This is a genomic window from Terriglobia bacterium (assembly GCA_020073495.1).
Classification (GTDB): domain Bacteria; phylum Acidobacteriota; class Terriglobia; order Terriglobales; family Acidobacteriaceae; genus JAIQFD01.
In genome coordinates, this window is record JAIQFD010000005.1 from 92,690 (window position 1) to 117,995 (window position 25,306).

Below are 25,306 nucleotides of genomic sequence, written 5' to 3' on the forward strand. Positions count from 1 at the left end.
TTCGGCCAAAGACAGGAGGAGACATGACGCTCGACGACAAAACCCTCTACGGTCGTAACGATGATGATGCCGACGAGTTTGGCGACACCGGCGCCTACGGCGATCTGGAAGAGGATTACGAGGAAGAGGAAGAAGAGGAAGCCGAAGAGCCCATGACGGTTGGCGAGCCCGGCGGCACCATGGGCGGCGGTGTTGGCATGCCCGCGGCCGAACCGGTTCCCGCTCCTGCGCCCCGCCCCGCCGGTAGTGGTGGAGGCGGACGTCGTGGCGGCGCCAAGAAGAAGGCCGCCAAGAAGGCCGGCAAGAAAAAGAAAAAGGCTGCCAAGAAGGCCGACAAGAAGAGAGCCCGGAAACCCGCCAGGAAGAAGGCGAGGAAGGGCGGCAAGAAAAAGGGCGGCAAGAAGAAAGCAAGGAAGGGCGGAAAGAAGAAGCGCGGAAAGAAGAAGGGCGGAAAGAAGAAATCCGCGCGTCGCCGTCGCCGCTAAACGTTTTGATTCCCAGGGCCGCAGTCATCCGACTGCGGCTTTTCTTTTTTGATGTTGTACACTCGAATCCTCGTGACCACCCAGACCCAATCGGCCGTCGTGATGTACGGCAAGCCCGTTGCCGCGGAGATTGAGTCGCGCGTACAGGCGGGGGCGACGGAGTTCGTCTCCCAGCACAAGATCGTGCCCGCGCTGGCCATCGTGCAGGTGGGCGCGAACGCGGCGTCCGAGCGTTACATCAAGAAGAAGATCGAGGCTTGCGCGCGCTTGGGCATGAAGGCCGAGCTGCGCACCTTCGCGGCGGACATCGCGGCCGACGCCCTACGCGAAGAAGTCGACCGCCTGAGCCGCTCCTCGGTTTTCCACGGCATCCTGGTGCAGCTCCCGCTGCCGCGCCACATCGAGGAGCCGTCCTCGGGCGCCAATAAGTTCGACGTCTTCGATGCGGTCGCGCCGGAGAAGGACGTGGACGGCACCGCGCGCGGATCCATCGCCGAGCTCTATCGCGCGCAGCAGTCGCGCCTGCGCTTCCTGCCCTGCACTGCGCTGGCCGTGCGCCGCATGCTGAGCTATTACCGGGTGCCGACGGAAGGGAAGCAGGCGGTCGTGGTCGGGCGCAACGACATCACCGCCAAGCCGCTCGTCCTGGTGCTGGGCGGGCGCATGTGCAATGCTGCCGCCGTCTGGATCCACCGCTACGTCCCCAAACAGGACCAGGAGCGGCTCCTGCGCGAGGCCGACATCATCGTGACCTCGGTGGGCGCCGCGCACTTCCGCATCACTGCCGGGATGCTCAAGCCCGGCGTCGCCGTCTTCGACATCGCCACCCGCGTCGACGAGCACGGCAAGATGCACGGCGACGTGGACTTCGAAACCGCGCGCCAGGTCGCTTCCTGCATCACGCCCGTTCCCGGAGGCGTGGGGCCGGTCACCGTCGCCGCGTTGACAGAGAATTTGCTGCGCGCCGCCCAGTTCTCCCTCGGCCTCGACGCCTTCGGCTACACCTTCTAAAGAACTTCTCACCGCAGAGACACAAAGAACACTGAGAAGAACATCCACGGGTGTCATCCTGAGCGGAGCGAGGCGCAGCCGAGCGCAGTCGAAGGACCCCTACAATCGTCGAGCTCTCACCTGTGTATCAGAGGTCCACATCGCCGCCGATGATCCCGGCGATGATCATCTCTTCGGGAGTCAGATCGTCGGATTGGCGCCCGGGATGCTGGGCGCGCACGTGCTCGCACAGACTCTCGCCGGAGTCGAACTCCTCGCCGCACACGGGACACTCGTTCATCGCGTCCTCTTCTGGCTGACGACTGCCGACCGACGACTATTTCTTCCCCTGCACCGCATTCAGACATCGGCCGTAGAGCTCGAGCAGGTGCCCGGCGTAGTCCTCGGCCTTATTCATCTGGCCGCCCTGGAAGCCGGTAGCAGCCGTGCCGGCGCGGCCGTAGCCGGTGGTCAGGGCGATGAACTTCATCATGTCCAGCGCAATGTCTTCATTGCGCCGCGGGCCGAACGTCATGGCGGGGACCTCGTCCATCAGAGCCCTCCGAGGCGATCCATCAAAGCTGACAGTATATCGCTAGGTCTCGATGGCCACGTGGCAGACCCGCCCCACGATGTAGTCGGCGTAGGTCTTGCCGTGCTCCACGGTGATCACGTCCACCGGGTAGTTCTGGTTATGCGGGCGCAGCACCAGGTTCTTGCCGGCGCGCTCCACGTACTTGATGGTGCACGTCCCGTCTTTCTTCACCGCGTACATGTTCTGCTCGTGCCTGCGATAGGGCTTGAGCGAGTTGTAATGGCGGTCGATGAGTACGGTGGCCCCGGGCAGCAGGCGCGGGTACATGCTCATGCCGTCGCGCCCGTCCACCTTGATGAGCACAAAGCGCCGCCATTGTTCGCGGGCCGCCGTCGTGTCCGATTTTAGCCGTTTGAGGAAATTCTTCTTGAACTTGAGGATGTCCTTGACGTCCTGCGCCTCCACCAGCGGCTCCTTGGCGGCGACGTCGCCGTCCACCAGCAGGACGTTCTCGAACTCATCCTCCGAGGGAGCGACGATGGAGGCCCGCTTGTTCACCTCATCCGGGTCCAGCAGGTCGAGCACCGAAAGCTTCTGCACCGACAGCACCTTGTCCATCCCCTCGAGGCTCAAAGACCTCTTGCGATTCAAGAAGTTAGAGATATGTGCCTGTTTGAATCCGGTCTGCTTGGCTAGCTTCAGGCCGGTCAGCTTGCGCTCATCGATCCGCTTCCACATCGCCTTGCGAAGGTTTTCCTGCAATGCCTTGAATTTCATAAAGTGCGCTCCGTATGTTCATCTCCAAGTGCTGAAAGTATAGCAATGAGAAATAGAGTCTGCAAGTGACATAACGAAAAGGAGTTAAAATGCTTGACCCGGCGTGTGCAGCGATTGTACGGTGGCAGCGAGCAGAAAAAGATGAGTCCCCCGGCTCCTCACTGTTGAGGTTTTCAACATGCCTGATATCCCCCAGAGTGAAACTTCCTTCCTCGAGTTCCGCCGCAAGGTGCGCGAAGCCGAGGTCCTTTCCGCGGCTATGGAGCGCCTGCTGGTATCGCTGCGTTTCACCGGCCGCCTCAGCGTCATCGTACAGAACGGAAGGGTGCTGAAGTCGGGCTACGAAGAAGGCTACTTCTGCCACCGCCATGAGGCGCACTCTCCCGGATAGCGTCCCCAGGCGCTTTCCGCTTCGCAACTAAATAGAACCAGCAGGTCGTCGTAACAGAAACGAGCCCTGTTCCGGACAGCCAGCCTGTCCGGGCGGGGCTTTTTGTTTTTTGCCGAGGAGCCTCATGGAAAACGAAGTCAACATCACCGTTCTAGAGCCCAAATATTGCGGACTGTGCGGCGGGCTGTGGCTGCGGCGCGCCGGCGCCGGCTCCGACTGCTGCCCCAACTGCCGTGCTCTCGACTCCGAACTTGCCCTCGCCCGCCGTGCGCGGGAGGAAGCGAGGCCCGCATGATCCCCACCCGCCCGCTTCCCCCGCGCGAGGAACTGCGCGCCTACCGCGACCGCACTACCGCGCTCCTTCGCCGTTACTTCATGCTGTCCATCGAGACCGGGCGGCTTCCGTCCATCCTCGGCCGGGAGTTCTTCCGGGCCAAGTGCAGCTCCTACCGGCTGGTCACGTTCGAGGACGCGGTCATCTTCGTCCACGACATCGAGCACTGCCTTGACCGCCTGGATTACTTTGAACGCCAGATCCTGGCGCGCATCGTTCTGCAAGGCCATGACGAAGGGCAGACTGCCTGGTTCCTGCATACGGATCGCCGCACCATCGAGCGCCGTTACCCGGAAGCCCTCGACAACCTAAGTGAAGTCTTCCTGAGGGTCGGAATGATGTCGCTGCTTCCGATGCACGAGCCAGACTGGAAATCTCCCAGCGCTTGTCAAGGGGGTCAAAATCTGGATTTCTCCGCAAGTGCTTAATATCACGGCAAATATAAAATTGTGGAAAATGTCGGATTCACCCCCTCCGATTTGCTATTCTGGAATTAGAGAGTGAGAAAAACACCGGCGCGAGCAGATCGCGCCGGTTTTCTTTTATGCCAGTTGCCAAGAAGGGGAAATCGAAGTCTTCGCGCGCGGCGGCCATCCCCGCAAAGAAGCCGGCGACAGCGCGCGACCTGGGCGCGGAGTTGGGGGATGCCATCCGCAGCGCCGCGCCCGACATCGTCAACGCACTCATCGACCAGGCCAAGCACGGCAACTGCACCCCCGCCAAGTTTCTGTTCGACTTCGCCGGGCTCGGCTCGGCGAGCGCCGCCGATGCGGCCGTCGAGGAGAGCCTGGCGGCCTTGTTGCTGAAGGAACTCGCGCGCCACCAGGACTCCGGGGACGAAGCGCGAGGTACGGTACAATGAATTTCCTTCGGCAGACTGCGTGGACCTGACCTGGCTCACACCCCGGATCGCGGTTGGCGGCGGCATCTGGAACGATGCCAACATGATCGAGGTCGTCCGCGCGGGCGTGACCCACATCATCGACATGCAGATCGAGTTCGATGACACGTCCCTGGCGGACCCCTACGGGATCGACGTCCTGTGGAACCCGACGGACGACGATTTCCAGTCCAAGCCCGCCAAGGTCTTCGAGGTCGGCGTGGAGTTCGCGCTTGCGGCGCTGGACCAGCCGGAGACCAAGCTGTTCGTCCACTGCGCCGCGGGCGTGCACCGCGCGCCCATGATGTCGCTGGCGCTGCTGCGCGTGCTCGGCTGGAGCCTGGACGACGCCCGCCGTCTCATCGAGGAGCGGCGCCCGGTCGTGGATTTCGCCGACGTGTACCTCAAAAGTGTCGAAAATTTCGTTCGCAACTACAAAGCCCCTACCAAGCCCTTGCGGCGGTAGGGCAAAAAATCCTCGCCACGGAATCTGAGTCACCATACGATACGCCCTATGAATCGCATACTGGACGCACGCCGCCCGCTGGGGCGGTTTTTTTGTTGCCTGATCTCGCTGCTAGTGGCCCTCGTGGCCGCGGACGCGAGCGGTCCCGCCACCACCTCCGTCACAGACACGGTGTACCGCGCCGACGGCACCCCCGCCGGGGGCACGCTGGTGATCGCATGGCAGGCCTTCACGAGTTCAGAGGGAAAGGCAGTGGCTGCCGGCGTCAAGACGGTGAAGATCGGCCCTGCCGGCGCGGTCACGATTCCACTCGTGCCCAACTTCGGAGCTACACCCGCCGGCGGGTACTACAAGGTGACCTACAAGCTCGACGATGGCTCGACCAGTGAGGAATTCTGGTCCGTGCCGGCGGCTCCGGCGGCCACTATCTCCGCCATCCGCTCCAAGCTGGTGCCCGCCAACGTGGCCGTGCAATATGCCACGCGGCAATACGTGGACAGCATGCTGGCCAACATGGGGGGCGGCGGCTCCGGCAACGCGGTGAAGATCCAGGGCAAAGACGTGGAAGCGGTGGAGCCGGCGCGCGGGCAATCGCTGACGTTCGACGGGACCAAGTACAAGCCGCAGAGCCATGCGGTCGTCGATGTCGTGCGTGACTGCGGCGCGGTCGGCGATGGTGTCACCAACGACGCTCCCGCCATCCAGGCCTGCATCAACGCCAACCCGGGCAAGACCATCCACTTTCCCAAGACCCGTTCCTGGGGGCAGGCCGACTATTACCTCGCGGCCACCCTGGTGGTCCCCATTCACAACACCGTCCTTGAAGGCGAGGGAGGAGGCCTGAACGACGGCACCGTGCTCCAGTTCGCGAGCAACACTTCAGGTCTCCGCCTGAATGGCCAGGGCGACGTGGTGCGCGACCTCTCCGTGCGCGGCGGAGATCCCTGGAACACCTGGGACTTTGCCACCTATACCTTCAGCGGCACCGCCGACGGCATCCAACTGGCCAGCGGCCAGGCCGTGCTCGACCACGTGTACGTGTACGGCTTCAACCGCCACGGAGTGAACGCGGACTCGGCCGCCTTCGCCGGCAACTCCAACCTGTGGAAGCTGACCAACGTCACCTCGGAGAGCAACCGCGGCGACGGCTTCCACTTCCACGGCATGGACGCCAACGCCGGCCGCTGCGACATGTGTAACGCCCGTCTGAACCAGGGCTGGGGCTTTTTCGACGACGCGTTGCTGCCCAACACCTACATCGCGCCGCATACCGAAGCCAATCACGACGACGTGCAGAATCCGGCCAGCACCGTCGCGCTCACGTCGCTGGTGCGCGCCAACCACGTCGTGACCGCAACCACGGCGTCGGCGCACAACCTCATGAACGGCGACACGCTGGTCGTCGCCGGGGCCACCAACGCCACCTTCAATGGCAAGCGGGTCAACGGCGTCACCGTGACCGATCCGACCCATTTCACCTTCGTCGATCCGCAGTCCGACGCGAGCTGCTCGGGCGCATGCGCGGCCGCGGCTACCGTCGGCTATCAGGCGGGGAACCGCATCTGGGTGCAGAATGCGAAGAGTGGCGGCCCCTACTACATGCCCAAGAACAACACGCTGATCGGCGCCTACGCCGAAGGGAACCAGCCCTGGTCGTCGTTCTACAGCAACACCCTGATCCTGGGGTTCAACGATGGAGCCGGCCAGGACTGGACCAAAATCCCCAACCTGCAATGGAACGGCCACTCGACCCCGCTGACCTTCTCCCGCATCCTGCGCGGCGGCGGGTACGCGCGCACTCGCTTCACCGCGGGCGTGAAGCTGACCTCGCAGGCCGATCCTTACACCGACGCAGCGGAGGGAGCGTTCGGCGTGAGCAACGAAGACGCCGACAACGGCGCCATCTACAGCCGCCTCTCCTTCCAACGCACGGCGCTGGGCAATACTCCGGGCTGGTGGTGCTTCACCGCCGATTTTGCCGGCACCGAAGGCACGAGCCGCAACGCCTCGCCACTCTGCATGGCCGACCTGCTGACCAACTCGCCCGCCGGCCTCGTTACCCTGTTTCCCACCGGCTTCGGGTATGGCGATCCCGCAGCCCCGCGCTTCCAGATGGTGGGTGCATTGTCCGCACCCGCCGACGCGTCCGGAGGTGTGGGCGACGTCAGCCTCACCTCCCAGCCGCTCTGGTACGGCCGCAGCTTCTGGGGTTGGCTCAAGGGGCAGGACGCCAAGTATTACCCCTTCGCTCCGATGAGCGGCTGCCAGGGGTCATGGTTCTGCTTCTTCGCGCCCTACAAAAACTCCGACGGCCTGCCTGCGTTCACGCTCAACACCAGCGGCACGCATTATGGCGCGCTCTACGATCCGGGAGATGCAGGAGGCGGCGCGGTGGCGCTCGGATTCGCCACCAGCATGACCTCGCTGCCGGCATCTCCGACCTGGAAGTGCGCCCAGACCGGCGTTTGCACTTTTGCCGGACAGATCGTCTCCACAGTGGCCACGGGCTCGGCGCCGCTCAGCGTCACCAGCACCACGCCGGTGGCGAACCTTACCCTGGCGTCCGATGCGCAACTGCCTACCATCACCGCCGCGGGCAAAGTGGCAGCGACCGCCTTGCCGGACGCACAGCGAAAGCGCATTTGCGAGGTCCACATCGGGAGCGCCGGCGGTTCGGCGCTGACCGACGGCGATGACGAACCGGCCTCCTGCTTGAACGACTACGGCGCATCGCTGACCATCAGCGGCGTGCGCTGCTACGCCGACGCGGGCTCACCCACGGTGCAGCTCGCGCGCAACGACTCGACCAACATCCTCAGCGGTAACCTGGCGTGCGGAACGGCGTCTTGGGCGCCGGCCGACGGGCAGTCGGGCAGGCCCTCGATCTCCGCGAACAGTCTGGCCAACGGACAGTGGCTCGACGTCAACATCGTCAGCGCTGGTGGCACGGCGAAGTTCCTCCGCGTCGTCGTCACCATGGTGCAGTGAGGGCAACATGACCCAAAGAATTCAGGCGCTTGTCCTCGTGCTCCTGGTGTCGTGTGTGGCGGCGTTTCCGGCAAGCTATACCAGCTCGCAGAGCGGCAACTGGAACCAGGCGTCCACCTGGGGGGGCGCGGGCGTGCCCGGCGCCGGCGACACCTGCACCATCTCCAACGTGACAGTGACGCTCAGCGATTCGCGCACGGTCGGCACGGACGTAGGCGGCTCCACCGCTTGCAGCGTCACCGGCACGGGCGCGCTCACCATCGCCAGCGGAGGCAACCTGTCGCTTCACGGCGACTTGAGCCTGGACCGCGCCACCACGTTTGCCATCCAGGCAGGCGGGTCACTGACCTTCGACCCGGCTGCTGGAAACATCCACAAGGTCGTGTGGACGAATACCGGGTCGGCGGTGATGCCTGTCTTCAACATCAGCGGCAACGGCTGGGGCGCGGGGCAGTTTGCCGCCATCACCACCAGCGCGCGCGGCGGCGCGAACGGCTGGTTCGACGGCAACACCAGTTGCCGCACGCCTTCGCTGAACTGGGCGTTTGCTAAGTTCACCAACGTCGGCGGACCGACGCAGATCGCGGGCAATTTCGGCTGCCTCTCCAACGTGGACGTGCAAATCTCAAACGTCATCTGGGTCGGCGACCATCTCTACCTGAACTGGACGGCGGACGATGGCACTCACTTGCTGGCCGTTGACAGGCTGGACCTGCGCACGCCCGCGACCACCACAACCGCCACCATGCTGACCATCCAGAACGACCGGGCGCTCGGCAGTGGGACGCGGACCCTCAGGAACGCCACGCTCTACAACCGGGCGGCGTCCGTCAAGAGCATCGTGGTGGGCGTGCGGGCGCTTACGGTCGGGGTGCTGACCTCCGGCTCGTGCACCACGGCGGGCATCTACAGCTACAACGTCAACTGGTCGGAGTCCGCGGCCAACAATCACAACGTCCGCTGCGTGTTTATGACCGGCGATGTTGCCTTATCGCAGTTCGTCACTCCGAGCGCGAACGCGGCGGCGACGTGGGAACAGTTCGCCTTCTATTCTCACTTCGACAATCCGCATTATCTGGCCGAAGCGGGCAACAAGTCGCTGACCGCGAACGTCTACAAGAACGGGGTCTGCGACGGCGACAACTTCTTTGCCACCGACGGGGGAGATTTCGTGATCCCCACACAGGCCGCAACGGTCACGAACAACATTCTCATCAATGCCTGCGGCACGCTGGCCACGATGCTCGGCAGCAACGGCGTCCTGACCGCCCGGAACAACACGATCCATGGATACCGATCCCAGGCGCGCTACGGCGCAGCGCTCGGAGAGACGACGGGCGCGGCTACGCAACTCAGCGTTCTTCGCAACAACCTGATCGTCAACACATGGGACGGCCTCCACGAAGATGCCGGAACGAATTTCGTGCGCCAGAGCGGCGCGAGCGTGGACTACAACGGCTTCTGGCAGATGCCAGGCTCGAGCGACCCGGGGGCGCCGGCCGGCATCGCTCCGCTGAACCTGCGGCACCCCCTGCTGAACGCGATCAGCTACGTCTCCCCGCCGCTGTCCGGCGTCAGTGGGTTGACGAACAAGAGTGCGACCGCGGGCTCCGATGCGACCCATGTCGCCTGCACCTCGTGCGATTTTGTGACCGGGTCGCCGGTGATCGTCGGCGACTTCGTACAAGCGGGAACCAGCCAGGCCGTGGTCGGCGCGATCACCGATGCCACCCACCTTGTTCTCTCCTCGCCGGGCATCAGCGGGTTCACCAGTGGCAGCATGTTCAGCGTGAAGAAGTGGCTGTGGAATTCGACCTCCGCCTATGGCGACGACGACAAAGGCCAGCACGATCTTCACGCCGATCCCATGTTCCAGGCTGCTACGCGCACGCTGGCGTCGTGGGACTCGGCCAATGGCGGAAATGGCACGGTCGCCAGCGTTGGCGCCGAGATCGTGAAGCTCAACGGCTTCGACAAGGACGGGAACGTCGCAACCTTTAACACCAACTACACGGTCGCGAGCGCGCTGGACTTCATCCGCACAGGATTCACGCCGACGAACCCGGCGTTCAAGAACGCGGGCGATCCGCGAGACGGCAACCCCGACATCGGCGCGGTCCCGGTGTCGGCGGGATCGCGCCGGCGCGCCTCCGTGCTCTGGCGGTAGCATCACTTTCCCATGAATGACCTGGACTTACTGATCGCGCTGGGCGCGCGGCTGGACGACCCTGCGCCGGGTGGCCGTATCCGCGACTTTTTGACGCGCTCGCTGCTGAAGATCCGCGATCGCGAAGGCAATCTGGTGCGGCTCGCGCCGAACCGGGCGCAGCGCCGATTCGCCGAGTGCTGCGGGCGGCGCAATATCGTGCTCAAGGCGCGCCAACTGGGTGTCACGACTTGGGTCGCGGCCCGATTCTTCGTCTCGACCATCACCCGGCCGGGGACGCTGAGCGTGCAGGTGGCGCACGACCGGGAGTCGGCTGAAGAGATATTTCGCATCGTGCACCGCTTCCTGGAGAACCTGCCGGAGCGGATGCGAACGGGGGCGCTGGCGACGTCGCGCGACAACGTGGGGCAGATCGTGTTTCCGCACCTCGATAGCGAGTACCGCGTCGAGTCGGCCGCCGACGGGAATGCTGGGCGGGGCCTGACCATCCACAACCTGCATTGCTCGGAGGTGGCGCGCTGGCCGCGCGACGCCGCCGCGACCCTGGCCTCGCTGCGCGCCGCCGTGCCGCGCGAGGGCGAGATCGTGCTCGAATCCACGCCTGCCGGCGCGGGCGGGGTTTTTTATGACGAGTGGCAACGCGCTGCGGAGTCTGGATACGTAAAGCACTTCTTCCCCTGGTGGTTCGAGGAGTCGTATCGAAAAGAGAAGATACAGGCTGAAGACCTGACCGCCGAAGAGCGCGAGCTGATGCTCCGGGAAGGAATTGACCTCGCGCAGATCTCGTACCGCCGCTGGCTGACATCCGAGTTCCGCGGCTTGGCGCCGCAGGAGTATGCCGAAGACGACACTCACTGCTTCCTGGCCAGCGGCGACTGTGTCTTCGATTTGGAGAAGATCGAGCAGCGCCTGGCGGAGTGTGGCGAGCCGCCCGAGACGCGCGACAACGCCCGGCTGAGGATCTGGCTGCCGTCCAGCCCACGGCGCGAGTACATCGTGGGCGTGGACCCGGCGGGCGGCGGCAGCGAAGGCGACTACGCCTGTGCCGAGGTCATGGAAAAAGAAACCGCCATGCAGTGCGCCGAGCTGCGCGGGCACTTTTCGCCGCAGGAGCTGGCCGCTCGCGTGGCCGCGCTGGCGCGCGAGTACAACCAGGCGCTGGTGGCGGTGGAACGCAACAATCACGGCCATGCCGTGCTGGCGCACCTCGCCCGTGGCGACAAGTACGAGCGGCTCTACGAGCACGGCGGACAACTGGGATGGCTGACCTCGGCGGTCACCCGTCCTTCCATGCTGGCAAACTTTGCCGCCGTGCTGGCGAACGCACCCCAGCTCTTCTCCAGCCGTACCCTGCTGGAGGAGTGCCGCACGTTCGTGCGATATCCCGACGGAGCTTCGGCGGCGGCCGCCGGAGCCCACGACGATTGCGTGATCGCCACCGCCATCGCGCTGGCCGTCCGGCAGGAGATGGTGGACGACCGCCCGGCCCTGGAGCTGGCCACCCTGTCTTTGCGATGAACAACGCAGCTGTGATTGCGGACACAGACGTGCGTATCGACGAGTTTTAGCATCTTCGCTTGGTCCACGCGGTCCAGCACGTCCGCCGCATGCGGGGCGGTGCGCAAGGCCACCTGATGCGCTCCGACGACGGGAATTATTACGTCGTCAAGTTTCAGAACAACCCGCAGCACGTGCGAGTTCTGGCCAACGAGTTGCTTGCTACACGGTTGGCGGAGCGCGTCGGGCTACCGGTCCCGGTTCCGGAAGTCGTCGATGTCGCTGCGTGGCTGATCGACAACACATCGGAGCTGCGGATCGAACTGGCCGGCCAGTCGGTCAAGTGCACGCCGGGATTGCAGTTCGGGTCGCGCTATTTGGTGGATCCGCTCGAGGGGCAGGTCTTCGACTACATCCCGGACCCACTGCTCGAGCGAGTGAAGAACCTGGGCGCCTTCGCCGGCGTCCTGGCGCTCGACAAGTGGACGTGCAACGCCAACGGGCGCCAGGCGGCGTTCTGGCGCAAGTCGCGCGAGCGCCGGTATTCCGCGGCCTTCATCGACCAGGGATACTGCTTCAACGCCGGCGAGTGGACGTTCCCGGACTCTCCGCTACGCGGCGTGTACATGCGCAATGCAGTGTACGCCGGGGTGACTGGATGGTCGTTGTTCGAGCCCTGGCTGGAGCGCATCGAGAGCTTTGACGAGAGCGTGCTGTGGCAGTGCGCGGAGGCGGTGCCGCCAGGATGGTACGGTTCAGACTGGGACGAACTGGAGCGCCTGTGCGAGATTCTGCTCAAGCGGCGCTCGCGCGTGCGCGAATTGATTGAATCATTCCGGGATAGTTCCCGCGCGCCCTTCCCAAACTGGGGAGGGAGCCGTCAGCCGGTAGCTGTTGAACCGGAGGCGAAACGGAACAAGGCGTACGTGAACTGATGACCGAGCGCAAACAGTGCGAGTTCTTCCTCATCCGGTACGTGCCGGATGCGGTGAAAGACGAGTTCGTGAATATCGGCGCTGTGCTGCTCAACGGCAGCGGCGCCCAGGTGCGCTTTACTCACGATTGGCGGCGGGTGCGCTGCCTCGATCCCGCGGCCGACGTCGAGATGCTCGAAGCGCTCGAAGGAGATTTGCGCTCGTTACTAGGAGATCCTGACCGCGAACGGTTGCTGAAAAAGCTCCAGGACTCGTTTTCCAACGCCATCCAGCTCTCGCCCACCAAGGCCTTGCTGGCCGAAGACCCGGCGGCGGAAATCGAGCGGCTGGTGCAGATGTACCTGGAGGTGAAGCGTCCGGCAGGGAAGGGCAAGCTCTCGGCGCGGCAAGCGATCTTCGCCCGCATGCGCGACACCTTCGTGCAGGCGGGCGTGTGGAAGCTCATGCGCCATCGCATCGCCGTCGCGCAGTACACGCACAAGGGAGACCCGCTGAAGATCGACTGCGGCTACCGTCCCAACGGCGAGGTCAAGATGTTCCACGCCGTCTCGCTCGCGACCGAACCCGAAACGGCCAAGATCCTGGCCTTCTCCTTCCCCCAGATCGAGGCCGGGATTCTGAAGCACGAGCAGGCCAAGGCCTCGCTCACCGCCATCGTCGAAGACGACCTCGACCGCGGCGACGACGCGGTGGCGTTCGCTCTGGAGACACTGGATAATGCGCAAATCGCAGTCACCAATGCGGGTGAGCTTGCGGCAATAGCGAACCGGGTGCGTGGCGACCTGAAGGTCTGATGGACTCTCTGTTGTGGTTGATTCCAGTGCTTGGAATCGGTGGATTCGTCCACACGATCGCGTACGTCGTGCAATCTAAGCCTGATGAGCGACGCCGAATGCCGACAATCGTCGCGGCGTATCTCATCATTGCAAGCGCACTGTGGTGGCTAGTGACGATGGGCGTCGCCGTCCACTGGAACTTGGGTACGAGCAGTCGCCCTGTGCATATGCTCGTTCGCGTCGGAGTCTTTACAGCGCTTGCGGCAGGGCTTGTGGGAACCTTCGGAAAGCTCCGGTACATTGCGTCGATCTGGTTGGCTGTTGTAACCACCTGGTGGTTCTGGTGGGGTACGACACTGCCCTAACGAATTCGTTGTTCGCGGCGAAGCCGCGGTTCTAGAAAAATCATGACAATCAAAGAGACGTTCCTCAGCGCCCTTCGGCGCCTGGGCGGGAGTGTGTCCGACAAGCGGCGCACGCTCGCGCTGCCCAGCATCCTGAACACCTACGCGCCGCGCGGGACCAACGGCGCACTGCCCAAGTGCACGCCGTATAACCTACGCCGGTTCGCGGAGACACCCATTGCGCGCAAGGCGATCAACACCATCAAGGACCGCGTCGCTGGGATGCGCTGGCGGGTGCAGCCAAAGAACGGCCGCGCGCTCGAGGAGCTTTCCGAGGGCGTGGAGCGCATCCGCGTGCTTACCGACAACCTCGACGCGCCCAATTCCGACGACAGCTTCCGCTCGCTCGCCGAGCAGGTCTTGGAGGACGTGATCGTCGGCGGCTTCGGCGCCATCGAGGTGCAGCGAACGGAGGAGCCTACGCGCCCGCTGGTGCTGTGGCCGGTGGACGGCTCCACCATCCGCATGCGCGCGGATTGGGACGGCCGTCCCGACTCGCCGCGCTACGTGCAGGACACCGGCCGCTTCGGGCCCGAGTCGCGCATCGCACTCAACGACAACGAACTCATCTACATCCGCCTGAACCCGCGCACCCACACGCCCTTCGGCCTGGGGCGACTGGAGGTGGCGTTCGAGACCATCAACGCCTTCCTGGGCGCGCACCGCTACGCCGCGCGGCTGGCGTCGAACTCGGTGGTGCAGTACGCGCTCTGGCTCCAGGACCTGACGCCGGCGCACCACGAGCGGCTCATCCGCTGGTGGCAGGACGAGATCGAGGGTACGGGCCGCGTGCCCATCCTCTCCGTCGAGCACAAGCCGGAGGTGCTGCGCTTCGGCGGCGGCACTGACGCCGACCTGCGCCTCTCCTGGCAGGAGTTCCTGCTGCGCGTGGTGGCCGACGCCTTCGACCTGCCGCCGCTCTTCCTCGGCCTGGAGCACGACGTCAACCGCTCCACCGCCGGCGAGCTCAGCGACCTGGCCTTCCGCCAGGCCATCGTGCCCACGGCGCGCCTGCTGGCCGAGCACCTGACGCGCGACGCCATCGGTAAGAAGCTCGGCTGGCACGATCTGGAATTCGTCTTCACCGACACCGATGTGCGCAACGAGCGCGAAGAGGCGGAGATCCAAGAGATCCTGCTGCGCAGCGGGGTGATGACCGTCAATGAAGTCCGCAGGCTTCGCGGATTGCCCGAGCTCTCAATTTAACCGCCGAGATCGCAGAGAACGCCGAGGCAACAGATTCCTCTCTGCGGTCTCGGCGTTCTCGGCGGTGAAATCCAAGAAAACTTATGACCCTTGAACTCGAATCCATGGCGATCGAGATGCCGCCGGTGTCTCGACACCCCAATCGTCTGCCCTTCCGCGGCGTGCTGACGCTGGTGGACACGCCCAGCGACCGCCCGCCGTCGGGCGCGCGTGACCATCGTGTGCTGCTCACCCGACAGGCCGCCGAACGCGCCCTGGCATCGCTGCTGGGCATGGCCCTCGACTACACCCCGGCACTCGACGCGCATGACGCGAAGCGAAAAGTAGGCATCATCACTTCGGCGGAGGTCATTGAGTTGTCAGTTGCCAGTTGCCAGTTGGCAGGCAGGCGATCTGACAACCGACAACTGACAACCGGCAACTGCATTGCCGTCTCCGGCTACATCTTCGCCAAAGATTTTCCCGAAGTGGTCCGCGAGCTGCGCTGGAACCCGGCGCGGCTGGGAATGTCGTATGAACTCTCCGACGCCACCGTGCAGGACGTGAACGCCCGCATCTGGACGCTCACCGACGTCACCTTCACCGGGGCGGCGATCCTCCGCCGCGACAAAGCCGCGTACTCGCAGACCTGGATCGAACTCGAATCCAGCGTGGGCGCGGGTCTTCGATCCGCGCACAGCGACCCTGCACGTCGCCTGGACTGGTCAGGGACCCGTCCTCATGTTTAACAGCAAAACCTAGCAGCTAGGAGCTAATGCATGAACGAACACCAACTCACCGAACTCATCGACCGCCTGGCGGTGGCCGCGGAGGCGATGGAACGCACCTTCGCCGCCGTCCACGCCCAGCATGACGAGTTGTCGGTCAAGATCGACCGCATCGTCGCCTGCGTGGACGAGGCCGCCGAGCGCACCCAACTCGAGGCTCGCATCGCCGACCTGGAGCGCGCCAACACCGAATTGAAGGCGCAGCTCGAACGCAAGCCGGTCGAGCGCAAGACCCTGCCGCCTCTGGTCACCGCGCTGCTCTCCAAGAACGGCATCGAGGACGTGCACGCCAGGATCGACAGCGCGCTGCTCGACAAGGCGCTGGCCTCGCTTGCCGTGGATCAGCGCATCGCCGTCAAGGCGCAGATGGCGGAGGCAGGGCTGATCGAGTAGCCGTCCGTCGCCTCTCGGCAGTCGTCAGCGAGCGATTAGCGATTAGCGATTGGCGTTTAGCACCTGAACTGGACGGCTAAACGCTAACGGCTAATCGCTAATTGCTTTTGGCTAGCGCGCAGCAGTTCACACCCAACACATCTCTGAAAGGACACACATGACCGCACAATTCCTCGACATCCACGCGGCCGCGGACTATCTCGGCCCCGGCGCGGTGGAGATCAATCGGTACCAATCCGAGATCACCGACATCGTGAAGCGGCGCGGCGTATTCGGGCAGCGCATCCGGCAGGTGCCGGCGACCGGACATCCGTCGCGCTTCTTCGAACAGACCGCGATCACCTCGCCGACGGCGGCGCAAGCCTTCACCGACCCGCGCAACATCGTGGCCGTGGTCGGCTCGCCGACACGCGTCGAGCGCAGCGTGCCGCTCAAGGCGCTGGTCTCGCAGCTCAACTACAACCTCTTCGACACCGAGGTGGGCGCGCAGCAATCGCAGTTCGCCTTCCTCCAGGCCAAGGACCTGGCCGACGCGGTCGAGGGCCTGCTGCGCACCCACGACGTCGCGCTGTGGAACGGCAACGACACGTCGCTGGCCACGCCGACCACGCCGCAATACTTCGGCGTGACCGGGCAGATCGCGGCCGGCGGCAACACCGACACCATCGGCGTCGCCGAGTCGATCGTGGATGGGCTGAAGGAGATCGTCGCACTGATGGTCGCCAATAGCTCCTACGAGGTGCGCCCCACCGCCATCTACTCCAACCCCGTGCTGCTCGATCTGATCGACCGCGAGATGAAGGACCAGTTCAACGTGGTGCTGTCTTCCACCGAGGTCGCGGGCGGGCTGCGCGTGAAGACGCTCTCCACGCAGGCGGGCGAGCTGCCGCTGATCCCCGAGTGGGCGCTGAGTTACACCGGCACGCCCGGCTCCGGCTCGGCGCAACTGCCCTGCTACATCGTGAGCGAGCCCATGATCGAGTACCACTGGCTCACCGACCCCAACCCGCGCGTCTTCAAGCTGGGCACGACCGCAGCTCTGGGACAGCAGATGGTGATCGTGAAGTTTGGCGCCGTGGTGGTCAAGGGCGCCGGCTACGCGCACTACAAGGTGACCGTCACCCGGTAAAGACAAATCCACCACGGAGGCACGGAGACACGGAGAACGCGGAAGTAAGAACAAAGAATGCAGAAGTGAGATCCGCGTTACTTCTGCATTCTGACTTCTGCGTTCTGACCTTCTCTGTGCCTCCGTGTCTCCGTGGTAGGTGCTCGCATGAATTACCTGGATCCATCCGAATACGAGACTTACGGCCTGGAAAAGACCGTTCCAGCGGCGTATGTGGCCGCGGCGTCTTCACTCATCGACGCGCACTGCCGTCGGGAGACGCTGGCGGTGGCGCAGTACGTGGAACGACTGCGCCTGGGCGGGCGCGGCACGGTTCGCCTCAGCTTCCTCCCTCTGGCGACCGTCGCGCCCGCCACGAGCCCGTTGGTTTCCGCCCGCGCGCGTTACGGCCTGCCGCGCGATCACGACGAACTCGCGGTGGAAGCGGCGCAGGTCTTCGGTCTGCCGGGTTCGTGGACGTCGCTCGACCCGCCGCAGATCGACTTCTGCGCTGCAACGGGCGAACTCACCTTCCCGCAGAACGCGCTGGGCCTGGCCTACAACGAGGTCGAGGTCACGTACACCGCGGGCCTCGATCCGATCTCCGAACCGGTGAAGCACGCCTGCGCGCAGATCGTTCGCAATGCGCTGGCCACGCCCGCGCTCAACGTGCGCGGCGGGTCCATCGACCGCATGCGCCTCGATTACTTCGCCGACACGCTGCTCGACGATACGGTACGCGCAGCCCTGGCGCCGTACGTCGCGCAGAAACTCTGAATCGGGCCCTGAGCACTGGGCCTTGAGCGTTCTGCTCAGGGCTCACGGCCCAAGGCCCAAGGCCGAGGAGGTCGCATGACTTATGAATCCCCAGCCGCTGCGCGCGGCCTGGCCATCGCCCGCGCCACCGACGCCATGCTGCGCTCGCTGGGCGGCGGCGAGATCACGCTGCTGCTGCCCCTCAAGCTCGATGCAGGCGATGCCAGCGGCTCGCTGGAAGAGGTCCCTGTCTCGCCCGCCGTCCTGAGGCCCGCGGGCGAGCGCCGCTTCGACTTGCTGCTGGGCGCCAAGACCGCCGCATACATCGCAGAGGCGCGCGGCTTCGACTCCGCCGAGGCGTTTTTCGAAGCCATCGTCGGCTTCGAGCGCGGCCAGTCGCTTCTGCGCATCGCAAGTGTCAGCGTGGACACCTTCGCGGGCGAGCCCTACCTTTACCGCCTCAATCTGGTCGAGTGACATGACAACGAGAGTGAGAAAAGAGATGGCGCCGGTGGCGCGGCGCGTGCGCGCGTACTTCGCACCCGTGGACCGCGCCAGCGGCACGCCCACGGTGTTCGATCCCGCGCGCCCGTTCGATCTCGGCGCTCCGCCCGCGCCCTGGATCGAGCTGGGGGCGATCGAGAACTTCCGCCGCACGCCGGCGACGCGCGTCGAGCCAGTGCGCGTGGGAACAAAGGGAGTAACGACGGCGCAGTTCCGCGGCCGGCTCGAGGCGCGCGTCGAGTTCGACTTCCGCGAATGGGGCAAGCTGCAGATGGCGCTGGCCGCGGGCTCACAGCACATGAACGTCCTGGCGGAGGATCCCGCCGCCAGCGCGCGCGCATCGGGCGGCACACCTGTCGCCGCCGTCGCGCTGGCATCGGGATCGACCGCGAGCGAGTTGTCGTTTGCCTCCGCCCCGCCCTTCGAGACCGGTGACTTGCTGGCTGTGGATGTCGATTACGCCGGCGAGATCGGCTATATCGGCACCGGAGTCGCTGCCGCCTACGTTCGCGATCCCGCCGACGTCCAGCACTATGCGGACTCCGTCCGCCGGGTCACATTTAACGTCGCGCGAATCGGCACCATCTCCGGTACGACCGTCACGCTGGAGCAGCCGCTCATCGGCGGCGCGCCGTCCGCGGGTGCGGCAGCGCAGAAAGTGGTCGCGTTCGTGGACCGCGAGGGCGGAAGTTTTTTTCAGGAATGGTCGGCGCTGTTCGTCCTGCCGGAAGAAGCCGGCGGACGCGTCTGTTTCCACTACCCGCGATTGCAGTCGGCCGCGCCGGCGCAGGAAACCGCTATCGAGCTCGCGGACCAGCTGCGCGCCTACGCGCTGCACGCCGCCTGGATCGCGCTGCCGGTCACCGACGCCAATGACGGCGAGCAGGTCGTCTGTTTCCGCAGCTATTTTCCGGCGCGCGTGGCGGGACTGATTTAGGCCAAATCCTCCAGAATCCCATCGTTTACGGACGATCTAACGGAAAGCCCCGTCCTGAGCGGCTTTCGGAACGCGGAAAGCGAGCGCAGTGTAGCACCGCCCGCGCCCCTGGACGCCTAGGGTGGTGGCTCCGCACCTGCTGTTCTCGGTTCAACCTTTATGAAGCTTCTCATCGACAATCTCGACGGCGAAGGCGCACTGGACTTCGCAGCCAACATCGATGTCGAGAAACCGCCCCGAATCCTGCGCCGGCTGAACACTTCCGCGGAGATGGATCTGGCGGTCGTCGGCGACAGTTGCGCATTCCTCGTGCCGGTCGCCGGAGCCCGCGTGGTGCTCGCGCGACGCGACGGCAAGGCGCTCTTTACGGGTTATCTCGAGGCCGCTCCGGACCCGGAGTACCTGGGCTGGGCGGAAAGCTGCCCGGTCTTCCGCTACCACCTGCATGCCGTCGGCGATGATTTTCTGCTCGATCGCAAACAGCTCCCGGCTCGTGCCCCACTCGTCAACCGCACTGCGGGTGCGACGCTGAAGGAGTTGGCGAATGACTTGGTCGCCGGCGAGTTTGACCTCTCCGGCGTGCAGGACCTGGACCTGCTGACTTCGGTCAACGGCGATGCGCAGCAGGCGTGGTCGAAGCACGCCGCCGAGATCGCGCTGCGGGCGCGCGGCTGCTATCGCGTCCACGACGGCCGCATCGTGCTGGAGCCGGCCGGGTCGCGCAGCCACATGCTCTCGGAGACCTCAGCGAGCTTCGACCCCGCGGGCCTGAAACTGCGCTCGACCGGAGTGCGCCTGAACGACATCACGGTCACCGGGCGGATGGAGCCGAGGTGCTACGTCCACGACTACTTTTTGGCCGACGGCCTGACGCTGTATTTCAGCCTCTCGCACGCGCCATTCACCACCTACGGCGCCATCCTGCTGGACGAGGAGTACGAGGCCGCGCTGTCGCCGGCGGCCTGGGCCGTGGCCGATTCGACGAGCGTGGTCAGCGTCAGCGGCGGCAAGCTCAATGTGAACGGCGGCCGCGGCGACGGGCTGACCACGGTCAGCTTCGTCGAGAAGATCGAGCTGGGCGGGGGGACCGTGCTGCAGCACGGCGATGCTACTTTCAGCGCCGCGTCGGACGGCGTGATCGGCGGGCTCTATGCCGGCGCGATCAGCGTTTCCGGATGTCTCGCCGGTTTCCGCATCTCGCCTTCAGGCTCGCAGTCCGCGATCCGTGCGCTGGTGAGTGGAGCGGCGACCGGTCCGACCATCACCACCGCTGCCGGGCATCGCTACGCGCTGACTACGCGTCTCTACTCTGCCGAGATCTTCCGCAGCCGCGAGATCTTCCACTCGTCATTGCATCCCGCAGGCAGCGGACGCGGCGGCGGCGCGGTCGCTGCGGACGTGCGCATCGTGCTCGAGGTGCACCACGTCGACCCCTCGGACCCGGCGACGTTGGCCGCGCCGTCCACGGTCCTGTACGACGGCGTGATCACGAACGCCCCGGCGTGGTGCACGTATGCCCCGGTGAATTCGATCGACCTGCGGTGCGCGCTGTCGTTCACGCGGGTGCGGCACATCAGCGACGCGGAGATCCGCAGCATGCCGCCGGCCGGCAGCTATCGCACGCGCTTGGTAGGCGACTTCGCCGACGGAGCCGAATGCACGATCAGCAGTAGCCCCGCGATCGGCTTCTATCCTGAGTATCTGCCCGTGCCTAACGAGAAGATCGTGGTTCGGTATCGCTCGCGCGGGCGGGCCATGGTGCGCATCCAGGACGCAGCCAGCATCGCGGCGCTGGCGCGCGGCAACGACGATGGCGTGCGCGCCTCTATGCGGGCGGTCGCGCAGCCCGGGCCGCGCACCGCCGTCGACTGCGGGAACGCCGCCCTGGCGATGCTGGATGACGGCGCCGAAGCGTGGTCGGGCGAGTATGCCTGCTGGAGCGATGTGCTGCCCGGCGTCGAAGACGACATCTTTCCTGGCGATGCGCTGGCGGTCAGCCTTCCCTCGCGGTCGGCGAGCTTCAGCGCCGTCGTCCGGGAGGTCGAGATCGAAGCGGCGGACCTTGAGGGCGACCGCAGCCGCTACCGGCTGGCCTTCGCCAACGATGCCGCCGAGCCCCTGGCAGTCGCGTCCGATGCGGCACACCTCTCCCAGCCGCCGGACGTCACTGCAACGACGGTGACAGCGGGAAATACCTTCATCGCCGACCTGTCCGCGGCCGAGGTGACCGCCATCACCTCCACTTCCGTCACCATCGACGCGGGCGCGAACCCTCCCGCGGGCGGCGGCTTCGAGGTCCGGCGCAGCGACAGCGGCTGGGGCGATACCTGCGACCGCAACTTGGTAGGACGCTTTGCCACGCGAACCTTTGCGGTCACCCGCATCACGCGCGTGGTGGACTTCTACGTGCGCCAGTACGACGCTTCGTCGCCCCGTAAATACTCGCGCTACTCCACCGCGCTGCATGTGGACTACCCGCTATGACGAACATCAACGAATTCGAGCAGAAGGTTCTAGCCGACCTTTCGGAACTCAAGGCACACATGCGCTGGCTGGTCGGCAACGGCACACCGGGACTCATTCAGCAACTGGAGCGCCGCGTCGAGGAGCACGAGAAATTCGTCCAGCGCGCCGGAGGGATCGGCGCCGCCGTGGGCGTGATCCTCACGCTGATCCACCTCACCATCGACTACCTGCGCGCCACGCACCGCTGATTATCTTCCATGACGAAGGATGAATTCATTCGCCTCGCCACCGAGGCGGCGCGGGAATGCTTGCGCCAGAGCGGGTTCCCGCCGGGGATCACCGTCGCGCAGGCGGCGCTGGAGAGCGATTGGGGCGATTCGCTGCTCTCACGCGAGGCGCACAACTATTTCGGCATCAAGGCACACGGCGGCGGGCCGTTCGTCGAGCTATCCACGACCGAGGTCCGTGATGGCCAGGCGGTGCGCTGCACGGCTCGCTTCGTCCGCTACGGATCCATGCAGGCGTGCTTCGCCGATCGCGACCGCATCATCACGGACCTTGCCTGCTACGAGGAAGCCCGTGCCTGTACTGCGGATCCCGAGGCATTCATCCGGGCTCTCGCGAAACACTGGGCGACCGACCCGTGCTACGCCGAGAAGGTCCTCGCGCTCTATCGCCGGCACCACTTCGCTCAGCTTGATAACGAATAGCGCTCAGCCTTCAGCAGCCAGTACTCAGCGGTTTCACTGAGTACTGAGTGCCGAGTACTGAGTACTCGAAGGAGCGACTATGAACTTTCTCGCAAAGTTGTTACGTGGCATCGCCTTCATCCCCGCCGTAGTGACCGGAATCGAGGGGCTGTTCGGATCGAAGAGCGGCGCCGAGAAGAAGGAATCGGTGCTGTCGTTCGTCAGCGCCGCTATCTCGATGGCGGAATCGATCTCCAATCGAGAGATCCTCGATGAGGGCAAGTTTCGCGATGGGCTCAGCAAGGTCATCGACGGCACGGTGCAGTGCCTGAACGCCTCCACCTGGGCGAAGCAATAAAGGAAACGGCAGGCCGGTCGGCCTGCCGTCGCAATTCCACGTGGAACGTTCGCTAGTAGATCGACTCGCTCCAGCCTTCCAGGTTCTTCTTCAGCGTGGCCAGGAACCTGTCGGCGTCGGCGCCGTCCACCACCCGGTGATCGTAGCCGAGCGAGACATGGATGATGTGGCGGATCACGATGTTGTCGCTGCCATCCTCGTCAGTGCGCACCACGGGCGTCTTGAAGATGCCGCCCATTCCCATGATCGCTACCTGCGGCTGGTTGATGATGGGCATGCCGAACAGCGGGCCGAACACCCCGGGATTGGTGATGGTGAAGGTGCCGCCCTGGACTTCGTCGGGCCGCAGCTTCTTCGAGCGCGCGCGCTCGGCGATGTCGGTGATGGCGCGCTGCAGCCCCACGAAGCTCAGCTCCTCGGCGTTCTTGATGACGGGCACGATCAGCCCCCACTCCAGCGCCACCGCGATCCCGAGGTTGATGTTCTTGTGGTAGCGGATGTTGTCGCCTTCGACCGAGCTGTTCACGATCGGGTGCTGGCGGATAGCGTTGATCACGGCTCGCGCGAAGAACGGCATCACCGTCAGCTTCACGCCATTCGCCTCCTCGAACTTCGCCTTTTCCCGCTCGCGGAGGCGCATGATGCGCGTGACGTCGACCTCGAAGACCGAGTACACGTGCGCGCTGGTGTGCTTGGACTCGACCATGCGCTGCGCGATGATCTTCCGCATCTGCGACATGGCTACCAACTCGCCGGGCACTGCGATCGGACCGCGCTCGGGCGGGGGAGCTGCGGGCTGGGCCGCTGCCCGTGCCGGCATCTCCATCGGACGCGCTGCGGGAGCGGCCGCCCCACGAGACGGCGCAGCCGCCGCGACGCCCGGGTGTTGCTCCACGAAGCCCAGGATGTCGTCTTTGGTGATGCGTCCGCCCAGGCCGGTCCCGGCTACTTGCGTCAGGTTCACCCCGTATTCCTTTGCGATGCGGCGCACCAGCGGGCTGGAGCGTACGTGTTCTGCTTCCTGGTCGCGATCGGTCGCGGGGAACTCGATCACCGACTCCTTGTGCGGGGCGGCCGCCGGCTGCTCTTTGGCACGCGCGGCGGGTTGCGGCTTCGCAGCTTCCATCTTGGGCTGAGGAGCGGCCTTGGCCGGGGCCGCCGGCTTAGCGGCTGGCGCCGCGGCCACCGACTCGCCTTCGGCGGCGATCGTGCCCACCACCGTATTCACCTGTACGGTCGTGCCTTCCTTCACCTTGATCTCGGTCAGCACTCCCGAGGCGGGCGCAGGGATCTCGGCGTCCACCTTGTCGGTCGAGATCTCGAACAGCGGCTCGTCGCGCTGCACCTTCTCCCCGGGCTTCTTCAGCCACTTGGTCAGCGTGCCTTCAAAGATCGATTCGCCCATCTGGGGCATGATCACGTCAGTCGGCATGGTTCTTTTTCCCCACAGGCTGCTGGTTGGCCCGGCAGCGGGATTGCGATCCGTCATTATAAATAATGTTAGCGCGAGACGCCGCCCGCCCGTATTTACGACTTCGGCGGCGGCCATGCATCGCCCCACTTCGCGCGCCGGGCCGCACGAAAAGCGTTTGGATCTGACTTCGTCACCGTGATCTCCCGCAGGTTTGGCGCCTCGCAGAGCGTCATCTTTATGTGTCCTTTGCCGTGGACCGGATGGCGCAGGATCCGCGCAGGAACCGTTGGAGCCGGTTTGCCGCGGACAAAGGCAAGGTAGGAGAACTTCTCGTCCTCGTAGCCCAGTTCGCCGGATTTCAGTCGCCGATGCAGGGAAGTCCGCTCTAGGCGCGCTGCAAAGTGACACCAGTCGCCGGGCCGCTTCGCCATCGGGCACTCAGCGTTGCCCGGGCAGGGCGCCAGAATGTGCTGTCCGTGCGCGAGCAGGGCCTCGCGCAAGGACAGCAGGGAAGCAAACCCGCGCGGCGTCCCCGGCTCGATGACGACGAGCGCCTTGCCCGACGCCTCCCACGCCCGCTTCAAAAGATCCATTCGCCCCTTCTCTTGGATCTCGCCGAGCGCATACGCTGCAATGACCAGATCATGTTGCGCGAGCGCGGCAGAGCGCAGGTCGCTTGTAACCCACTTTGCGCGGCCGAGGCCTTGATGCGCCGCCGCGAGCTGCTTGCCCACCGCGACCATCTCCGCGTCGCGCTCAATGAGCGTGACTCGCTCGAGGTTTGGGAATAGTTCGGCAGCGGTCCACGCGGCGGTGCCCGGTCCTGCGCCTAGGTCGAGCACACTGCGGATTTCGCCTACGCGTCCGCGCACTTCCTTCAACACGCCGGAGATCGCCGCGTAGGTCGCGGGCAGGCGCACCAGCAGATAAGCAAGGCGATGCTCCGAAGTGCTCAGCGCGATCTGCGGCAGGTCCGAGCGATAGCGCGCGCTGAGTTCTTCGCCGGCTCGGCGAATGGCCTTGAAATCGCGATTCTCGATGAGCGATTCGATGCTTTCGGCAAGCGCGTGCGGGAGCTGCATC

28 protein-coding genes are annotated in these 25,306 nt (G+C 65.0%); 23 read left to right on the top strand and 5 right to left on the bottom strand.

What is annotated here, in order from left to right; genetic code table 11:
- The first annotated feature begins 23 nt into the window (after window positions 1–23).
- Both LAN37_13880 and LAN37_13885 read left to right on the top strand, forming a co-directional pair.
- Window positions 24–485: a hypothetical protein gene (locus LAN37_13880; GenBank protein ID MBZ5648299.1), complete on the top strand. Its 462-nt coding sequence runs from the start codon at window positions 24–26 to the stop codon at window positions 483–485.
- Window positions 486–557: 72 nt separating this feature from the next.
- The gene (locus LAN37_13885; GenBank protein MBZ5648300.1) at window positions 558–1,496 is read left to right on the top strand and encodes a bifunctional 5,10-methylenetetrahydrofolate dehydrogenase/5,10-methenyltetrahydrofolate cyclohydrolase; all 939 of its coding nucleotides are present in this window, start codon (window positions 558–560) and stop codon (window positions 1,494–1,496) included.
- A gap of 127 nt (window positions 1,497–1,623) precedes the next feature.
- Here the strand turns inward: LAN37_13885 and LAN37_13890 are convergent, their stop codons facing one another.
- The 3 genes from LAN37_13890 to LAN37_13900 are packed head-to-tail and all read right to left on the bottom strand — an operon-like array spanning window position 1,624 to window position 2,787.
- On the bottom strand, window positions 1,624–1,776 hold the full coding sequence (locus LAN37_13890) for a hypothetical protein (GenBank protein MBZ5648301.1): 153 nt from the start codon (window positions 1,774–1,776) through the stop codon (window positions 1,624–1,626).
- Window positions 1,777–1,812: 36 nt separating this feature from the next.
- On the bottom strand, window positions 1,813–2,028 hold the full coding sequence (locus LAN37_13895; protein ID MBZ5648302.1) for a hypothetical protein: 216 nt from the start codon (window positions 2,026–2,028) through the stop codon (window positions 1,813–1,815).
- Between the two features lie 42 nt (window positions 2,029–2,070).
- On the bottom strand, window positions 2,071–2,787 hold the full coding sequence (locus LAN37_13900; protein ID MBZ5648303.1) for an XRE family transcriptional regulator: 717 nt from the start codon (window positions 2,785–2,787) through the stop codon (window positions 2,071–2,073).
- A 178-nt stretch (window positions 2,788–2,965) separates the two neighbouring features.
- Between LAN37_13900 and LAN37_13905 the strand changes: the two genes are divergently transcribed.
- The 21 genes from LAN37_13905 to LAN37_14005 all read left to right on the top strand — a co-directional run bounded on the left by LAN37_13905 (window position 2,966) and on the right by LAN37_14005 (window position 22,809).
- Window positions 2,966–3,178, top strand: a complete 213-nt coding sequence (locus LAN37_13905) for a hypothetical protein (protein ID MBZ5648304.1) — start codon at window positions 2,966–2,968, stop codon at window positions 3,176–3,178.
- A gap of 124 nt (window positions 3,179–3,302) precedes the next feature.
- Complete coding sequence (locus LAN37_13910; GenBank protein ID MBZ5648305.1) at window positions 3,303–3,473, top strand: hypothetical protein; 171 nt, start codon at window positions 3,303–3,305, stop codon at window positions 3,471–3,473.
- A complete protein-coding gene (locus LAN37_13915; GenBank protein ID MBZ5648306.1) occupies window positions 3,470–3,940 on the top strand; it encodes a hypothetical protein in 471 nt (156 codons plus the stop codon). Before LAN37_13910 ends, LAN37_13915 begins: the two co-directional genes overlap by 4 nt.
- 116 nt (window positions 3,941–4,056) lie before the next feature.
- Entirely contained in the window at window positions 4,057–4,374 is a 318-nt protein-coding gene (locus tag LAN37_13920; protein MBZ5648307.1) for a hypothetical protein, read from the top strand.
- A 19-nt stretch (window positions 4,375–4,393) separates the two neighbouring features.
- Complete coding sequence (locus LAN37_13925) at window positions 4,394–4,858, top strand: dual specificity protein phosphatase family protein (GenBank protein ID MBZ5648308.1); 465 nt, start codon at window positions 4,394–4,396, stop codon at window positions 4,856–4,858.
- 48 nt (window positions 4,859–4,906) lie between these two features.
- A complete protein-coding gene (locus tag LAN37_13930; GenBank protein ID MBZ5648309.1) occupies window positions 4,907–7,846 on the top strand; it encodes a glycoside hydrolase family 55 protein in 2,940 nt (979 codons plus the stop codon).
- A 7-nt stretch (window positions 7,847–7,853) separates the two neighbouring features.
- Window positions 7,854–10,013 (top strand): hypothetical protein, encoded by a 2,160-nt coding sequence (locus tag LAN37_13935; protein MBZ5648310.1) that lies wholly within the window; start codon window positions 7,854–7,856, stop codon window positions 10,011–10,013.
- A gap of 12 nt (window positions 10,014–10,025) precedes the next feature.
- The gene (locus LAN37_13940) at window positions 10,026–11,531 is read left to right on the top strand and encodes a terminase (protein MBZ5648311.1); all 1,506 of its coding nucleotides are present in this window, start codon (window positions 10,026–10,028) and stop codon (window positions 11,529–11,531) included.
- An 89-nt stretch (window positions 11,532–11,620) separates the two neighbouring features.
- The gene (locus LAN37_13945; protein MBZ5648312.1) at window positions 11,621–12,445 is read left to right on the top strand and encodes a phosphatidylinositol kinase; all 825 of its coding nucleotides are present in this window, start codon (window positions 11,621–11,623) and stop codon (window positions 12,443–12,445) included.
- Entirely contained in the window at window positions 12,445–13,239 is a 795-nt protein-coding gene (locus LAN37_13950; protein ID MBZ5648313.1) for a DUF3037 domain-containing protein, read from the top strand. The genes LAN37_13945 and LAN37_13950 overlap by 1 nt, the downstream gene beginning before the upstream one ends.
- Before the next feature lie 389 nt (window positions 13,240–13,628).
- The gene (locus tag LAN37_13955) at window positions 13,629–14,831 is read left to right on the top strand and encodes a phage portal protein (GenBank protein ID MBZ5648314.1); all 1,203 of its coding nucleotides are present in this window, start codon (window positions 13,629–13,631) and stop codon (window positions 14,829–14,831) included.
- Between the two features lie 83 nt (window positions 14,832–14,914).
- A complete protein-coding gene (locus tag LAN37_13960; protein MBZ5648315.1) occupies window positions 14,915–15,559 on the top strand; it encodes a hypothetical protein in 645 nt (214 codons plus the stop codon).
- A gap of 30 nt (window positions 15,560–15,589) precedes the next feature.
- On the top strand, window positions 15,590–15,991 hold the full coding sequence (locus tag LAN37_13965; protein MBZ5648316.1) for a hypothetical protein: 402 nt from the start codon (window positions 15,590–15,592) through the stop codon (window positions 15,989–15,991).
- A gap of 157 nt (window positions 15,992–16,148) precedes the next feature.
- Window positions 16,149–17,120, top strand: coding sequence for a hypothetical protein (locus tag LAN37_13970; GenBank protein ID MBZ5648317.1), 972 nt, complete (start codon window positions 16,149–16,151; stop codon window positions 17,118–17,120).
- Between the two features lie 147 nt (window positions 17,121–17,267).
- Complete coding sequence (locus LAN37_13975) at window positions 17,268–17,876, top strand: hypothetical protein (protein MBZ5648318.1); 609 nt, start codon at window positions 17,268–17,270, stop codon at window positions 17,874–17,876.
- A 75-nt stretch (window positions 17,877–17,951) separates the two neighbouring features.
- Window positions 17,952–18,332 carry a hypothetical protein gene (locus tag LAN37_13980; GenBank protein ID MBZ5648319.1) on the top strand — a complete coding sequence of 127 codons (381 nt, stop codon included), beginning with the start codon at window positions 17,952–17,954 and terminating at the stop codon, window positions 18,330–18,332.
- A gap of 1 nt (window position 18,333) precedes the next feature.
- A complete protein-coding gene (locus LAN37_13985; GenBank protein ID MBZ5648320.1) occupies window positions 18,334–19,296 on the top strand; it encodes a hypothetical protein in 963 nt (320 codons plus the stop codon).
- Between the two features lie 159 nt (window positions 19,297–19,455).
- Window positions 19,456–21,780 (top strand): hypothetical protein, encoded by a 2,325-nt coding sequence (locus LAN37_13990; GenBank protein MBZ5648321.1) that lies wholly within the window; start codon window positions 19,456–19,458, stop codon window positions 21,778–21,780.
- A gap of 5 nt (window positions 21,781–21,785) precedes the next feature.
- Window positions 21,786–22,010, top strand: coding sequence for a hypothetical protein (locus LAN37_13995; GenBank protein MBZ5648322.1), 225 nt, complete (start codon window positions 21,786–21,788; stop codon window positions 22,008–22,010).
- A gap of 9 nt (window positions 22,011–22,019) precedes the next feature.
- Window positions 22,020–22,472, top strand: coding sequence for a glucosaminidase domain-containing protein (locus tag LAN37_14000; GenBank protein MBZ5648323.1), 453 nt, complete (start codon window positions 22,020–22,022; stop codon window positions 22,470–22,472).
- A gap of 79 nt (window positions 22,473–22,551) precedes the next feature.
- Window positions 22,552–22,809 (top strand): hypothetical protein, encoded by a 258-nt coding sequence (locus tag LAN37_14005; GenBank protein ID MBZ5648324.1) that lies wholly within the window; start codon window positions 22,552–22,554, stop codon window positions 22,807–22,809.
- 52 nt (window positions 22,810–22,861) lie between these two features.
- Here the strand turns inward: LAN37_14005 and sucB are convergent, their stop codons facing one another.
- Window positions 22,862–24,358, bottom strand: a complete 1,497-nt coding sequence (sucB, locus tag LAN37_14010; GenBank protein MBZ5648325.1) for a 2-oxoglutarate dehydrogenase, E2 component, dihydrolipoamide succinyltransferase — start codon at window positions 24,356–24,358, stop codon at window positions 22,862–22,864.
- The gene (locus tag LAN37_14015; GenBank protein MBZ5648326.1) at window positions 24,337–25,305 is read right to left on the bottom strand and encodes a small ribosomal subunit Rsm22 family protein; all 969 of its coding nucleotides are present in this window, start codon (window positions 25,303–25,305) and stop codon (window positions 24,337–24,339) included. The genes sucB and LAN37_14015 overlap by 22 nt, the downstream gene beginning before the upstream one ends.
- Between the last annotated feature and the right edge of the window lies 1 nt (window position 25,306).